At 70.6% G+C, this 14,129-nt stretch carries 17 protein-coding genes; 5 read left to right on the top strand and 12 right to left on the bottom strand.

Annotated features, from left to right (window positions below; genetic code table 11):
• Window positions 1–4: 4 nt before the first annotated feature.
• Window positions 5–463 (bottom strand): low molecular weight protein-tyrosine-phosphatase, encoded by a 459-nt coding sequence (locus ACWGE0_RS26490; protein WP_452263593.1) that lies wholly within the window; start codon window positions 461–463, stop codon window positions 5–7.
• A gap of 80 nt (window positions 464–543) precedes the next feature.
• Here ACWGE0_RS26490 and ACWGE0_RS26485 point away from each other — a divergent pair, with 80 nt between their 5' ends.
• From ACWGE0_RS26485 to ACWGE0_RS26465, 5 genes are all read left to right on the top strand, one after another.
• The gene (locus tag ACWGE0_RS26485; RefSeq protein ID WP_452263592.1) at window positions 544–1,008 is read left to right on the top strand and encodes a PASTA domain-containing protein; all 465 of its coding nucleotides are present in this window, start codon (window positions 544–546) and stop codon (window positions 1,006–1,008) included.
• A 67-nt stretch (window positions 1,009–1,075) separates the two neighbouring features.
• Window positions 1,076–1,282 carry a hypothetical protein gene (locus tag ACWGE0_RS26480; protein WP_030472678.1) on the top strand — a complete coding sequence of 69 codons (207 nt, stop codon included), beginning with the start codon at window positions 1,076–1,078 and terminating at the stop codon, window positions 1,280–1,282.
• Between the two features lie 37 nt (window positions 1,283–1,319).
• Entirely contained in the window at window positions 1,320–2,315 is a 996-nt protein-coding gene (gene cobC / locus ACWGE0_RS26475) for an Rv2231c family pyridoxal phosphate-dependent protein CobC (RefSeq protein ID WP_452263591.1), read from the top strand.
• Window positions 2,312–3,352, top strand: coding sequence for a Nif3-like dinuclear metal center hexameric protein (locus ACWGE0_RS26470; protein WP_452263590.1), 1,041 nt, complete (start codon window positions 2,312–2,314; stop codon window positions 3,350–3,352). The genes cobC and ACWGE0_RS26470 overlap by 4 nt, the downstream gene beginning before the upstream one ends.
• Entirely contained in the window at window positions 3,349–4,086 is a 738-nt protein-coding gene (locus ACWGE0_RS26465) for a zinc ribbon domain-containing protein (RefSeq protein ID WP_452263589.1), read from the top strand. The genes ACWGE0_RS26470 and ACWGE0_RS26465 overlap by 4 nt, the downstream gene beginning before the upstream one ends.
• A gap of 57 nt (window positions 4,087–4,143) precedes the next feature.
• Here the strand turns inward: ACWGE0_RS26465 and ACWGE0_RS26460 are convergent, their stop codons facing one another.
• Genes ACWGE0_RS26460 through ACWGE0_RS26410 form a run of 11 tightly spaced genes read right to left on the bottom strand, consistent with a single transcriptional unit; the run spans window position 4,144 to window position 14,103 of the window.
• On the bottom strand, window positions 4,144–4,401 hold the full coding sequence (locus ACWGE0_RS26460) for a hypothetical protein (RefSeq protein WP_452263588.1): 258 nt from the start codon (window positions 4,399–4,401) through the stop codon (window positions 4,144–4,146).
• A 34-nt stretch (window positions 4,402–4,435) separates the two neighbouring features.
• Complete coding sequence (locus ACWGE0_RS26455; RefSeq protein ID WP_452263587.1) at window positions 4,436–4,699, bottom strand: hypothetical protein; 264 nt, start codon at window positions 4,697–4,699, stop codon at window positions 4,436–4,438.
• A 50-nt stretch (window positions 4,700–4,749) separates the two neighbouring features.
• Window positions 4,750–5,301 (bottom strand): hypothetical protein, encoded by a 552-nt coding sequence (locus tag ACWGE0_RS26450; RefSeq protein WP_452263586.1) that lies wholly within the window; start codon window positions 5,299–5,301, stop codon window positions 4,750–4,752.
• 2 nt (window positions 5,302–5,303) lie between these two features.
• On the bottom strand, window positions 5,304–6,377 hold the full coding sequence (locus ACWGE0_RS26445) for a hypothetical protein (RefSeq protein ID WP_452263585.1): 1,074 nt from the start codon (window positions 6,375–6,377) through the stop codon (window positions 5,304–5,306).
• 55 nt (window positions 6,378–6,432) lie between these two features.
• On the bottom strand, window positions 6,433–6,648 hold the full coding sequence (locus ACWGE0_RS26440) for an MbtH family protein (RefSeq protein WP_452263584.1): 216 nt from the start codon (window positions 6,646–6,648) through the stop codon (window positions 6,433–6,435).
• A gap of 57 nt (window positions 6,649–6,705) precedes the next feature.
• Window positions 6,706–6,975, bottom strand: a complete 270-nt coding sequence (locus ACWGE0_RS26435) for an acyl carrier protein (protein WP_452263583.1) — start codon at window positions 6,973–6,975, stop codon at window positions 6,706–6,708.
• An 11-nt stretch (window positions 6,976–6,986) separates the two neighbouring features.
• Window positions 6,987–8,612, bottom strand: coding sequence for an acyl-CoA dehydrogenase (locus ACWGE0_RS26430; protein WP_452263582.1), 1,626 nt, complete (start codon window positions 8,610–8,612; stop codon window positions 6,987–6,989).
• Window positions 8,609–10,288 carry an acyl-CoA dehydrogenase family protein gene (locus ACWGE0_RS26425; protein WP_452263581.1) on the bottom strand — a complete coding sequence of 560 codons (1,680 nt, stop codon included), beginning with the start codon at window positions 10,286–10,288 and terminating at the stop codon, window positions 8,609–8,611. The genes ACWGE0_RS26430 and ACWGE0_RS26425 overlap by 4 nt, the downstream gene beginning before the upstream one ends.
• Window positions 10,285–12,027 carry a fatty acyl-AMP ligase gene (locus tag ACWGE0_RS26420; protein ID WP_452263580.1) on the bottom strand — a complete coding sequence of 581 codons (1,743 nt, stop codon included), beginning with the start codon at window positions 12,025–12,027 and terminating at the stop codon, window positions 10,285–10,287. Before ACWGE0_RS26420 ends, ACWGE0_RS26425 begins: the two co-directional genes overlap by 4 nt.
• A gap of 5 nt (window positions 12,028–12,032) precedes the next feature.
• Entirely contained in the window at window positions 12,033–13,334 is a 1,302-nt protein-coding gene (locus tag ACWGE0_RS26415) for a condensation domain-containing protein (protein ID WP_452263579.1), read from the bottom strand.
• A complete protein-coding gene (locus ACWGE0_RS26410) occupies window positions 13,327–14,103 on the bottom strand; it encodes a thioesterase II family protein (protein WP_452263578.1) in 777 nt (258 codons plus the stop codon). Before ACWGE0_RS26410 ends, ACWGE0_RS26415 begins: the two co-directional genes overlap by 8 nt.
• Window positions 14,104–14,129: the final 26 nt, after the last annotated feature.

The raw sequence follows: 14,129 nt of genomic DNA, 5'->3' as shown, positions 1-14,129 counted from the left end.
GGCTTCAGAGCTGCTCGCGGACCCATGCGATCAGCCCCGGCATCGCCGCCTCGATCATCACCAGCACCTCGGTGAACCCGGAATCGTCGCCGTAGTAGGGATCCGGCACGTCCACGTCGTCGGCGTCCGGGTCGAACGAGCGCAGCAACCGGACGCGATCGGGATCGACCATCCGGCGCAACGTCCGTGCGTGGCCGGAGTCGAGCGCTACCAGCAGGTCTGCCGCCAGGTGCGGATCGCCCACCTGTGCGGCCACGTGGTCGGTTGGATATCCGTTGTCCGCCAACGTCTTCAGCGCGCGTGGGTCGGCGGGGTCGCCTACGTGCCATCCACCGGTACCGGCGCTGGACACGGTGACGGAAGAGGACAATCCTTCGCGCGACAGCCATTCTCGGAAGACGAGTGCTGCCACTGGGGACCGGCAGATGTTGCCGGTGCAGACGAACGAGACGTGGACCTGCATATCGCGCAGCCTAAGGGATTTGGTTACGGAAACCGTCCAACCGGGTGGCGTTTGTGCACCCTGGGTAACGGGAGTGCGTGGTGATTCGACGGACCGGCCGAACTCGCCGGACCACTTTGGAGCTCACGATGGCGTTCGCCGTGCGGTACCTGAACAGGAAGAACTTGCAGCTCGCGGTGGGGGTGGCGGGTGCGTTGGCGGCGCTCGGTGCCTGTGTGCCGCAGCAAGGTGCGGCTCCCGCGCAGTCCTCGGTGAGCGCTTCCGTGCTCGCCGCCACGACGACTCCCGCCGCTGCGCCCGTCCAGCCGGCGCCCGCGGCCAAGACGTGCACCGTTCCGAACGTGGTCGGCATGGTGCACCAGTACGCTCAGGACACGATGCAGGCCGCAGGTCTCTACGTGCTGCTGGAACAAGATGCGACGGGCCGTGGTCGCATGCTCGTGCTCGATCGGAACTGGGAGACAACGGCGCAAAGCGTGCCCGCAGGCGAAGTCGTCGACTGCACCACAGCGATCACTTTGTCGGCCAAGAAGATCGGTGAGTGAGCACCGCCGCACGGTAACGCTCAACCGCTGTCGCAAGATGTACGGACAAACGACATGGAGGCCGCCCATGCAGACAGGTACCGACGTGCCCCCGCAACGGGAGATCATCGGGTGTACCGATGCCCTCGGGCGCCGTCGTGCGTTCGAGGTGTACCTCAACGAGAAGGGTCGCGTCTGCTTCCGCACCCCGCCCGGTGAGTCCGCGCAGCTCGACGCCTTCCAGCTGGACGAGCTGATCAGCCACCTCACCGAGCTCCGCCGCTACATGCAGTGACGCGGGGCTCTGAGCTGGTCGCCTAGAATCCAGGGCGATGACCAGCCCAGACCTGCGCCACCACGGTGACGTCGACGCCGCGCCAGGCCTTGCCGACTTCGCCGTCAACGTGCGGGTGCCGCACCCGCCCGATTGGCTGCGCGCACGGCTGGCCGCGGCGCTCGACGACCTCGGCCGTTATCCCTCCAAGCAGGCTGAAGAGCGCGCCCGTGAGGCCGTCGCACGCCGTCACGGGCGCTCGCCTGACGAGGTTCTGCTGCTCAACGGTGCCGCTGAGGGCTTCGCGCTGCTGCCGAAGCTCTCGCCGCGCCGGGCGGCGATCGTGCATCCGGGCTTCACCGAGCCCGAAGTGGCGTTCCGCGACGCCGGAATTCCGGTGGACCACGTGCTGCTCGACGGCGACTTCCAGCTGCGCGACGTGCAGACGGACGCTGATCTCACCGTCATCGGCAACCCCACGAACCCCACGTCGGTGCTGCACGCGGCCGCCAGGATCAAGCAGTTGCCCGGCCGGCTGGTCGTCGACGAGGCGTTCATGGACGCCGTGCCCGGTGAGCCGGAGTCGCTCGCGCGGGACCCCGATGTGCTCGTGCTGCGCAGTCTCACCAAGACGTGGGGGCTGGCCGGGCTGCGGGCCGGCTACTTCCTCGGCGATCCGGAGACTCTCGAACGGCTGGCGCACGGCCGTCCGCACTGGCCCGTCGGCAGCCTGACGCTCGAGGCGATCACGGCGTGCTGTGAGCCGGAGGCGCTGGAGGCCTCGAAACGGTTCGCCGAGGAGGCCGAGGCGCACGCCGCGTACGCCTTGGAGCAGCTCCAAGATCTGGTCGTGGTACCGCCGAAAGCGCCGTTCCTGCTGATCAGGGCACCGAAGGGCGCGCGGGAGGCGTTGCGGGACAAAGGGATCGCGGTACGCCGCTGCGACACGTTCCCCGGACTCGACGACACGTACCTGCGCGTGGCGATCAGGCCGCCCCGGGAGTTCGCGGTGTTCCTGGACGCGCTGCGGGTAGTGATGGAGGAACTGGCTTGAAGCTCGCCGACGTGATCGCGGTGCTGGAGTCCGCGTATCCGCCGAAGACCGCCGAGAAGTGGGACGCGGTCGGCCTGGTCTGCGGAGACCCGGACGACGACGTCACCAGGGTCCTGGTCTGCGTCGACCCGACGAAGTCCACTGTGGACGAGGCGGTGGCCGCGGGAGCACAGCTCGTGCTGGCCCATCACCCGTTGCTTCTCAAAGGCGTCAACGGTGTTCCGGCCAACGAACCCAAGGGCGCGTTGGTGCACAAGCTGATCCGGAACCGCTCCGCCTTGTATTGCGCGCACACCAACGCGGACAGCGCGTTGCCGGGAGTCTCGGACGCGCTCGCGAAGGCCATCGGACTCACCATCACCGGACCACTCGACGCCGCGCCACGCACCCCGGCGGACGTGCTGACGACCTCAGTGCGAGGAGACGGCGAGCGCGTGATCAAGGCGCTGACCGACGCGGGTGCGAACGTGATCAGCCTCGACGGCACGCGCCTCGAACTGGCCCTGCCGCGCTCATGCCGCAACGCCGTCCTCAACGCCCTGGAAGCAGCCCGCCCGGACGAGGAGACCGGTTTCACCCTGCACGAGATGGCGGACCTGCCGAGCGCCACCGGTCTGGGCCGCATCGGCGAGCTGCCGGCACCCGAACCGCTGAGGGTCTTCGCCCAGCGCGTGGCCGACGCACTGCCCGCCACGATCCAGGGCGTGCGGGCAGCGGGCGACCCGGAACGCCTGATCAAACGGGTCGCGGTGTGCGGCGGCGCGGGCGACAGCTTCCTGGGCGCGGTGCGGCGCGCGGGCGTCGACGCCTACGTCACGGCCGACCTGCGCCACCACCCGGCGAGCGAGCACGTCGAGTCCGGTGGGCCCGCGTTGGTGGACGTGGCGCACTGGGCCAGCGAGTGGCCGTGGTGCGAGCAGGCGGCGGAGATCCTGCGGGATGCCTTCGGCGGTAGGGTCGACGTACTCGTCTCCACCCGCCGGACCGACCCGTGGACCGTCGGTGCGACGAGCTCAGCAGTAGGAGGACATGCGTGAAAGCCGATCCCGCAGTGCAGCGCAGGCTGCTCGACCTGGCGCAGGTCGACGCCGAACTGGCGCGTGTCACCCACCGTCGCCGCACGCTGCCCGAAATCGCGGAGATCGCCGAGGCCGAGCAGCAGCTGCGCGCGAAGCAGGACGCGCTGGTGGCCGTCGAGACGACGCTCACCGACCTCGACCGCGACGTGAAGCGCGCAGAGACCGAGATCGACCAGGTGCGGGCTCGCGGGGAGCGCGATCGCAAGCTCATGCAGTCCGGCTCGGTCGGTGCCAAGCAGCTCACCGAGCTCGAGCACGAACTCGCCACCATCCAGCGTCGTCAGGGCATCCTCGAGGACGACCTGCTGGAGCTGATGGAACGCCGTGAGGCCGTGGACGCCGATGCCTCGTTCGCCCGCGTCGAGCTCGACAAGGCCCGCGAAACCCTCGAGGACGCGAGCCGCCGGCGTGACACGGCCCTCGCCGACCTCGAGACGACCGAGACCAGGCGCGTCGCCGACCGTGCGACGATGGCCAAGGGCTTCCCGGACGACCTGCTGAAGGCCTACGACCGCCAGCGCGAGCAGCGCGGCATCGGTGCGGCCCTGATCCAGTCCCGCCGCTGTGGCGCGTGCCGGATCGAGCTGGACCGCAGCGCGGTGTCGAAGCTGAAGGAAGCCGCGGCGGACGAGGTCGTGCGCTGCGAGGAGTGCGGCGCCATCCTGGTCCGGACCACGGAGTCCGGCCTGTAGTTCTCAACGAGAAAGGGGCTGCCCAGAACGGGCAGCCCCTTTCTCGTCAGTGCAGTGTTACCGGTACCAGAGACCGATCACGCTCGCCTTGAGCGGAACAGCCCAATGGCAGTCGTAGTCCCGGGGATGAATCTTCTCGTTGTAGAACGCCACCAGTCCACACGCCGCTGCGCCGGTCGTGTTGTTGGGCCAGGTGTCACCGGTGAACGTCCAGCCGCCGTCCTGCGCCGTGGCCGCGGACGCGGCCGTCGGTGCCAGCACACCGAGCGCAAGCGCACCCGCGGTCAGCATGCCCGTCAATACACGTTTGGTCATTTCCCCCAGCTTTCTTTCAGCTCGACAATGCGTTTTACCTGTACCAGAGACCGACGACGCCGAGCTTGAGCGGAACAGCCCAGTGGCAGTCGTAGTCCCGGGGAAAATAGATCTCCTCGCGAGCGACGGCCACGGACTGGCACTTCGCTCGACCGAGGATGTCGTCGTTGTAGGTGTCGCCGGTGAACGTCCAGCCGCCGTCCTGCACCGTGACCGCGGATGCGGCCGTCGGTGCCAGCACGCCGAACGCAAGGACACTCGCGGCCACCACTCCGGTCAAAAGCGCGCGTTTGTTCATTTCCCCCAGCTTCCCTTCTGTTTCGAATGTTCAGCCGAACTGTTTTCGGCTCACTGCCAGGACCAGCGGCCCGGCCGGCGGTTGTGGCGGCCGCGGATCAGCAGCACGACGCTGACCGGGACCATCGCGATCAACGGCAGCAGTCCCAGTACCCAGGCCACCTCGATCGGCGGTCCTGGGCGCGGGCCGACCGCGATGTCGACCTCACCGCTGCCAGGGCCCTGCGGACCGTCGAGGGTGAACTGGAACTTCCAGGTGCCCTCGTCCTCCAGCAGGAACGTGTCCATGCCCCAGCGGTCGCGCTGGCGGGGGTAGCGCGCCAGGTCGTCGCCGGGGGAGTTGGTGGCCTCGCCGGCGGGGTTGACCATGAGCAGCTTGCCCTGGTGGCCGGTGATGCCGTCAGCGGGCAGGAAGGTGAAGTCCAGGGACTTGCCCGCCGACAGCGGCCAGTCGCTGAACGAGACCTGCATCGTGTACGGACCGATGACCGCGGTCTCGGAGTGCACCACCGGAACCGGGTCCACCGCGAACGCCGGAGTCGCCGACAGCGTGACCGCGACCATCGCGGCCAGCAGGGCGCCGATGCGTTGGGAGAGACGCATGGTCAGTTCACCTCCGCGCGGGGACCCAGGTTGCGCAACGGGTGCGCGAACCACCAGCCGAGCCAGGCGGCCAGCGCCGCCAGCAGCACGCCGATCGCACCGGCGAGCAGGCCGGGGCTGCGGGTCATGTCGAACATGTGGTCCTGCATGAGGTAGCTGAGCAGCAGTACGACCCCCGCCGCCGCGCCACCGGCGGGCATGACCAGTTGGGGAGACAGCTTTCCCTTGCGGCCCAACATCAGCACCGCGTCGAGTAGGAGAGCGGCCACCGGCAGCAGCATCGGGTACATGATGGCCATCCGGGGGAAGCCGTCCACGCCGTCGCGCAACGGCAGGCCGACGCTGGTCGCGTAGGCCTCCGCGGCCCAGGGTCCGAAGTACCAGTCCACGACGTGCAGCACGCCGAAGCACAGGCCGGTCAGGGTGACCCAGCCAGGACGGCGCACCACCCCGGCCACCAGCACCAGCGACAGCACGTCGACGAAGGTGATGGTCACCGACCTGGGCTGGGCCCAGAACAGCGCGAAGATCACCGTGGCCATGCTGATGGCCACGCTCATGGCGAGGCCCCAGCGCCCGAAGGTGTGATCCCGCTGGGCGGTGAAGGCGAGGATGGTGCCCACGCAGATGCCGACGCCGCCGAGGGCCAGGCCGACGTGCGGGGGCGAGTTCAGGGTCACGTCGAAGCCGTAGATGGAGTGCCACCACAGGTCGCCGAGGCCGTAGAGCAGTTCGATGGCCGAGCCGATCCCGGCGACCAGGAAGCCGACGGGGGCACGGAAGGTGCCGAGCACGGTCACGGCGGCCGCTGCGGTTTCGGAGTCCTCGGTGCCGCGGCGTCTGTCCGCTGTGCGCCGCAGCACGACGTAGAGGCTGGTCAGCCCGGCGATGACCGGGGCCAAGTAGATCAGCAGGTGGGAGGCTGTGAAGAAGGTGTCGGGGCCGACGTCGTCGTGCCACTGCACATCCCACACCACCCCCAGGTTCTCGCAGAGGATCGCGACCAGCAGGATCCAGCTGCCGATCGCCTCCGTCCGGTCTGGGCGGTCGGCCCCGGTGGTGTTCTCTTGCGCCATCACTCGTTCCCTCGGTAGGCGCCGGGCAGGGTTCAGCTCGGTGAAGCGGCCGCGGTCAGGACGCGGCCTGCTGCTCCATCCGCTTGCGCAGGCTCAGCGGGCGCATGTCGGTCCACACCTCGCCGATGTGGTCCAGGCACTCCTGCTTGGTGCCGCGCTTGCCCTCGGCGCGCCAGCCGGCGGGCAGCTCGCGGTGCTCGAGCCAGATCGAGTACTGCTCCTCGTCGTTGAGCACGACCAGGTAGGTGAAGGGGTCGTTCTCGGCAGTCATCTTCTAACCTCCACAGTGGACGGTGTTGTTACTTTCTCGCGGCGGTCTATAGGGGATCTATACAGCGGCGCGCTCGGTCAGTCGTTTCCGCAGCAGTGCGGTGAGCGCGTCGACGGTGGGGTGGTCCCAGGCGAGCGTGGGCTCCAGTTCGAGGCCGTACTCGTCCTCGATCGCGCCGCACAACGTCAGCGCGTACATCGAGTCGAGGCCGTACTCGACCAGCTTCACGTCCGGCTTGATCTCCTCCACCGGGCGTTCCAGGTAGAAGGCGACCTTGTCCAGCAACCAGCCGCGCAGTGCGGCCTCGTCCGGGTTCGGGGTGCTCATGGCAGGTCCTTTCAGCTGAGGTGGCGGCCGGTGAGGTCGAATGCCGTGCCGGACTCCTGGCGGGCCAGCAGTTCGGCGAACAGCCCGGCCGGGGGTTCCGCGGGTTCGTGGCCGAGGCGGGTGGCGATGCGGCCGAGGGCGGCGGGCAGCCAGTCCGTGCCGCCGGGGTGGTGCCGGTGCACGCCCAGGCATGCCGCGGCGGCCAGCAGCAGGGCGTACCGGCGGGCCACGTCGAACGCGACCGGTTCGGCCAGCGGGGTCCGGTTGCGCGGGGACAGCGCCAGGCAGTCCGCGTGCAGCAGGTGCAGCTGTTCCACCAGGAAACCGGCCAGCTCTTCGTCCACATCGGACAGGTAAGCGGGCAGCGTCGCCAGCAGTGGGTCCTCCGGTCCTGCCAGGATCTCCAGGCCGGTGAAGTCCAGTTCTGGCAACGCCTCGCCCAGCCGGAACAGCGCGGCAGGCGCGGGTTCGGCGTCCAGCCAGCCGCGCCGGGCCAGCCGGGGCAGTTGCGGGATGATCGTCGCCTGGCAGACCGTGGCACCGGAGTGCGCCAGCGAGGCCAGCGGCAGGTCGCGCAGGTGCTTCTGGAAGATCGCGTACGGGCCTTCGCGCAGGAACGACCGCGCGCCCAGCACCACGGACAGGTCGTTCAGCAGGTCCTGGGTGAGTTCGGGCACCAGGAACTTGGCCGCCGCGGTGTACACGCTGGTCTGCCGGGGCAGCAGGTGCAGGGCGCGGCAGGCCACGGTGCTCAGGCAGTCCGCCACGAGCAGGTCCGCGAAGGCGTTGGCCAGCGTGGTCCTGGCGTGCGGGAGATCGGCGACCCGGCGGCCGTAGAGCTTGCGCTCCAGGGCGAACCGGGTGACCGTGCGCAGCTGGGTGTCCAGGGCCCCGACGACCGCGCTGGTGAGCGTGGCCTTGGTGACCTGGAAGGCGCGCAGCACGGTTTCCAGTGCGCCGCCGGGATCGCCGAGCACGGTGGACTCCGGCAGCGGGCAGTCGTGGAACTCCACTCCGCCGAGCCGGATCGCGCGCATCCCGCTGGTGCGGTAGCGCGGCAGGAACCGCACGTGTTCACGGGGCAGCGCGGCCATGTCGACCAGCAGAAGGGAATGGCTGCGGCTGCCGGGTTCCGCGCTGGTGCGGGCGAGCACGGTGGCCGCGTGCGCGGCGGAGATGTTGTTGATGACCTCCTTGCGCCCGTTGAGCACCAGCCCGTGGCCGGTCTGCTCAGCGCGCAGTGCCGAGCGGACCAGGTCGTGCCCGGTGGCCAGTTCGGTGTAGGCGCCCGCGCTCTGCCCGCCGCGCAACAGCACCTCGGCCAGCCACTTCTGCTGCGCCGCCGACCCGGAGGTCCACACCGGCACCGAGGCGATCAGGTTGATCGCGCCGTGTCCCAGGCCCAGCGCGGCATCCCGGCGGAACACCGGCCGCAGCGCCAGGGCGAGTTCGTCGGCCTGAGTCAGCCTGCCGCCGAGCGACTTGGGCACGAACTCCGCGCCGAAGCCGGTGTTCTCCAGCAGTGCGACCCCGGCGGGCAGCAGCTCGCCGCGTTCGTCGGCGTCCAGGAAAGCGCGGTGGCCCAGCGGGTTGTCGGGGTCGTCGGGGTTGCCGAGGAGGTGTTCGAGGTCGTTCACGAGGGCTCCTCGGACAGCAGGGAGAACGGCGTTCCGGCGGCGTGCTGCTCGAACAGCAGCCGGGCCAGCCGCTCGTACACCTCGTCGGCGCCGACGGGTTCTGGCCGGGCGGGGCGCAGGCGATGCAGAACGCGCAGCAGCACGGCCTCCAGCCACAGCGTGTCCGTCCACAGTGCACTGTTGGCCAGGAACAGCTGCACGGCGGCGGCACCGGCGTAGCAGGCGGCGTAGTGCTCGGCCAGGGTGAACGCGGCGGCGGGCACCTCGACCGCGGTGGGCCGGTGCGCGGCCATGCCGGCCACCACCCGCTCCAGCGCGGTTAGCAGCTCGCCGGCCAGTTCGGCGGCGGGGCCGGTGAGCCGGTCGAGTGCGGAGGGCAGCGCCTGGACGGGGCTGGCACCGGTGCGGGACAACAGGGTCAGCCGGTCCCGGTCGAACGACGGCAGTGCGGCCGTGAGGTCGGCGGCGGTGGCCAGACCCTCCGCGTTCACCCGGCCGGTGCGGTGGCCGCGGACCAGGTTGGGGAACTGGTTGATCAGCGAGTGCAGGTTGACCACGGTGTTGCCGTCGAAGATGCCGACGATCCGGTGGTCCCGCTGGATCTTCTGGAACCGGCCCTCGCCGAAGACGTCCCCGGTGAGCAGCGCGCGGGAGCCGAGCACCTTGGCCAGCTTCGTGAGCAGACCGTCCACAGTGGTCGGTGCGAGGTACTTGACCACGGCGGAGGACACCGACAGCTCGGCGGTGAGGCTGTGCACCCCGCGCGCCGCCACCAGGGTCAGCGCCTCGGTGAGCAGCAGATCGGCGTAAGCGGTGGCCAGCAACCGGCGTGACTGCGGCAGATCGGCGACCAGGCGGTCGTAGTTGCGGCGGGTGGCGGCGTAGTCAACCGCGAGCCGCAGACCCGCGTCGGCCGCGCCCAGGGAGAGCGAGGCGCACATGGTGCGGGTGAGCTGGAGGCTGCGCACCACGGTCTCCACCCCGTGCCCTGCCTGGCCGATCAGCGCGCCGGCGGGTACTTCGGCGCCGGTGAAGGAGATACCGCTGATGTCCGCGCCCCGGATGCCGTGCAGCTTGGGCGCGGGCAGGGTGCGGAACGAGCCGGGTGACAGCGTCCGCTTGTCCACCAGCAGGACGCTGTGGCTGCGCGGGCCGTCGGCGGGGTCGGTGCGGGCCAGCAGGCACAGCAGCTGCCCGCGAGTGGCGTTGTTGATCAGCCACTTCTCGCCGGTGATCCGGTAGCCGGTCGCGGTGGGCAGGGCCTCGACCTCCCCGGCCAGCAGGTCGCTGCCGTGCTCGCGTTCGGTGAGTCCCCAGGACACCACCGCGCCGTCCAGAATCCGTGCGGCCAGCGCCTGTGCCTGCTCAGGGCTGCCCGCCACCCACACCGACACCGCGCCGAGGAAGGTCTTGCCGTGCGCGATGGCGGTGGTGAGGTCGCGGCGGGCCACCACCCGCATCAGGGCGAGCGAGTCCGGGTACGCGCGCAGTGCGCCGCCGTGTTCGGCCGGCACGTAGTGCGCGGGCAGGCCGAGCACGTCCAGCTCCCGGCAGATCTCGCCGGGGAACTCCTCCCGCTCGTCCAGCGCGGCGATCCGCCGGTGCGAGAACAGGCGGCCGGGATCGTCAGGATCGCCGAGGGCCCGGTCCAGTTCCGCCGCGGACAGCGCGCTCATACCGTTGCCCCAGCGCGGTAGCGGCGGATCAGTTCGGGGTCCAGCTCCTCGTACAGCGGGGTCAGCTCGTCCTTGAGGAACAGTTCGCGCATCAGGGCGCGGCGCACCTTCCCGCTGGTGGTCCTGCGCACCTGGCCGGGGCGCAGGAACACCACGTTGGCCACCCGCAGGCCGAGGTCGGTGGACAGTTCCCCGCGGATCCGCCCGGCCAGTTCCGGCAGGTCCAGGCCGCGGCCGCGCAGTTCGTGCATCACCACGATGGTCTCCTGTGGCGCGGGCACGGTGCAGACGCTGCCGTGCAGGCCGCGGAAGCCGTCGTGCAGGCCGGCCACGCTGCGCTCGATGTCGTGCGGGTACAGGTTGCGGCCGCGGATGATCAGCACGTCCTTGATCCGCCCGGTCACGAACAGCTCGCCGTCGAACAGCACACCCAGGTCCCCGGTGCGCAGGAACCCGCCACGGCCGTCGGTGGTGGTGCCGCGGAAGGAGTGCGCGGTGGCCTCGTCGTTGCCCCAGTACCCGGCGGCGACACTGGCGCCGCGCACCCAGATCTCGCCGATCCGGCCCTCCGGCAGCACTTCCGAGGTGTCCGGGTCGACCACCAGCACGTCCAGCTCCAGCGGCCGGCCGCTGCTCACCAGCACCGGGCCCTCCTCGGCGGGCGTGAAGACCTTCTGCTCCAACGCCGCCGCGTCGACCGGACGTTCTACATAGGACGTTCCTGGAGGTGCGGCGGTGACCATGAGGGTGGCTTCGGCCATGCCGTAACAGGGTTTGAACGCCTCGGCGCGGAACCCGGCGGGGGCGAAGCGCTCGGCGAAGCGGGTCAGCGTGGCCGCGTGCACCGGTTCCGAACCGTTGAGCGCGCACCGCCAGCTGGACAGGTCCAGCCGGGCCAGCTGCTCGTCGGTGACGTTGCGGGTGCACAGGTCGTAGGCGAAGTTCGGTGCGGAGGTACCGGTGACCCGATGCTCGGTCATCAGCTCCAGCCAGCGGTGCGGGCGGCGCAGGAAGTCGGTGGGGGACAACAACACCGTCGTGGCGCCCAGGTGCAGCGGCAGCAGCAACATGCCGATCAGGCCCATGTCGTGGTGCACCGGCAGCCAGCTGCACATCCGGTCGGAGATCACGAGACCGAAGGCGCGCTGGATCAGGTGCAGGTTGTGCGCGAGCGCGCCGTGCGTGACGATCACGCCCTTGGGTTCACTGGTGGAGCCCGAGGTGTACTGCAGGAAGGCCACCGCGTCGTCGCTGGGCCGCGCCGGGGTCCAGTCCACGTCGTCGCGCGGTTCCAGCTCGTCGGTGGCGGCGGCGGGCAGCTCGGCCAGGCCGGACTCGGCCAGTTCGGCGCGCACCGCGTCCAGGTGGCGGGCGTCGGTGAGGGCGAGCACCACCCCGGCGTCGTGAGCGATGCCCAGCGAGCGGCCGTCCTGCCGCTGGTTGACCGGCGCGGGCGCGGGTACGGCGGCGAGTCCGGCGTAGAAGCAGGCCAGGATGGCGACCGCGAAGTCCACTCCGGACGGATAGCGCAACAGCACCCGGTCACCGGGGGCGCAGCGTTCCAGCAGCCACACCGCGAGCGTGCGCACCTCGCGGTCCAGTTCGGCGTAGGTGAGCCCGGTGCTGGTCTGTTCGCGGCCCTGGTCCCGGACGTAGATCAGCGCTTCCTTGTCCGGCAGGTCCTGGGCGTTGCGCCGCAGCCGGCTGACGATGTCGGTGAACATCTGGTTCCTCTCCACCGGCTTCACCACAGCCGGGCCTTGGCGACCGGGCCGTCCGGGTCGGTGACCGCGGCGGTGAGCGCGGCCAGGTAGTGCCCGGCGAGGCGGTCGATGGTCTCGTGGTCGAAGAGCTCGGCGTCGTAACGGAAGTCGGCCACGAAGCTGTCCCGGTGCTGCATCACGTCCACGGTCAGGTCCAGCTGCCCTTCCTGCTGCGGCAACGGGTACGGCCGCAGTTCCAGGCCGCCGAACTCGGTGCTGTCCCCGGTGCGGGTGCTGTCCAGCAACGGTCGCAGCGCCGGGTCCAGGTGCGCGGTGGTCAGCAGGTTGAACGTGATCCGGCAGAGCGCGCCACCGGCACCGACCCGCGCGGCCAGCAGCGAGAACGGGTATCCGGCCGCGCCCACCCCGCTGCGCACCTGTCCGGCCACGGCCAGGGCGGCCTCGCGGAAGGTGGTCTCGGCGGTGAACCGGGCGCGGAAGAGCAGGGTGTTGACGAAGTTGCCGACCACGTCCCGGTCCCGGTTGCCCGAGCGGGTGGTGGTGGGGCAGCCGAGCAGGAAGTCGCGGCGGCGGGTGGTCCGGAAGAGCAGGCCCTGGAAGGACCCGAGCAGCACCGCGAACGGCGTGACGCCCGATTCCCCGGCCAGCTCACGGATCGCGGCGGTGATCTCGGGTGGCACCACGATCCGGCAGGTGCCGCCGGTGAACGCGGGGCGCTGCCCGCGAGGCCGGTCGGTGAGCAGTTCGGCCGCGGCGGAACCGCGGCAGACCTCCTGCCAGTGCGCGGCCAGCTCGGCCCCGCGCGGCCCGTCGACGAGGTCGCGTTCCCGCTGGACGTGCCCGGCGTAGTCGCCGCGCGGCGCGGGCAGCGGGGTGCCGGTGAGCAGGTGCAGCAGATCGCGCAGCAGGACGTAGGCCGAGGTGGCATCGGTGATGATGTGGTGGGCCACGATCAGCAGCACCGCGTCGCCGGACGAGCGGCGCAGCAGGACCACCCGGCACGCGCCCTGGTCCAGCCGCAGCGGTTCGGTGAGCGCGTTGCGGACCTCGGCCGCGAGCTTGTCGTCGTCCGCGCCGGGCAGGTCCCGGATCGTCAGGGCGACCCGCGATTCCGGTCCCAGCACGCGGATTCCGTCGCGGAAGGTGGAGCGCAGGAGTTCGTGCCGCGCGGCCAGCCCGGCCACCGCCGCACCCAGCGCCTCGTTGTCCACAGTGGACAGCACGCGGACCGCGATGCCGGTGTTGTGGGCGGCGCTGTCCGGGGCCAGGCCGTGCAGGAACCTCAGCGCTTCCTGGGCGTGCGCCAGGGGGAGTTCAGGCACGACCCACCGCCGCGCGGCGCGTGATGTGGTGCAGCCGCAGGTCCTCACGCAGGTGTCCGGCCAGGTAGCGGACCAGCTCGGCTTCGCGGTCCTCCAGGTAGAAGTGGTCGCCGGGGAAGCTGCGCAGCTCGAAGCGGCTGGTGGTCAGCTCGGCCCACGCCCGCACGGATTCCGGGGTGCAGTCGGTGTCCTCGTCGCCCACGCAGGCCACGATCGGGCTGCGCACCTTGGCGGGGTTCTCCGGGTGGTAGGTCTCGATCAGCCGGTAGTCCGCACGCAGCACGGGCAGCACCAGCTCGCGCAGGTCGGGGTCGGCGAGGGCGGCGTTGGCCGCCGAACCCAGCGCCGTGGTCTCGGCCAGCAGTTCGGCGTCACTGGCCAGGTGGGTGGAGGTGCGTCGCACCTTGTGCGGCGCCGAGCGACCGGAGAGGAAGAGCCGCAGCGGGGCGATCCCGTGCCGTTCGGCCAGACGCAGCGCGACCTCGTAGGCCACCGCGGACCCCATGCTGTGCCCGAAGAAGGCCAGTGGCAGGTCCAGGAACGGGGTCAGCGCGTCGGCGGCGGCGTCGGCCAGCTCGGTCATGGTCTCGGCGAAGGGTTCGCCGAAGCGGCTGTGCCGTCCCGGGTAGCAGGCGGTGAGCAGCTCGAAGCCCGCGGGCAGGTGGCCGGGCCAGCCGCGGAACAGTGCGGGGGTGCCGCCCGCGTGCGGGAAGCACACCAGGCGCAGTTCGGCACCCTCATCGCGGCCGTGCCGTTGGTACCACGTCATCCTTCGCTCCTTCGAGACCTCGCGAG

The organism is Lentzea sp. NPDC054927, assembly GCF_053610285.1.
Note: the sequence above shows the minus strand (reverse complement) of the source record. Positions and strands in the feature narration are given on the sequence as shown.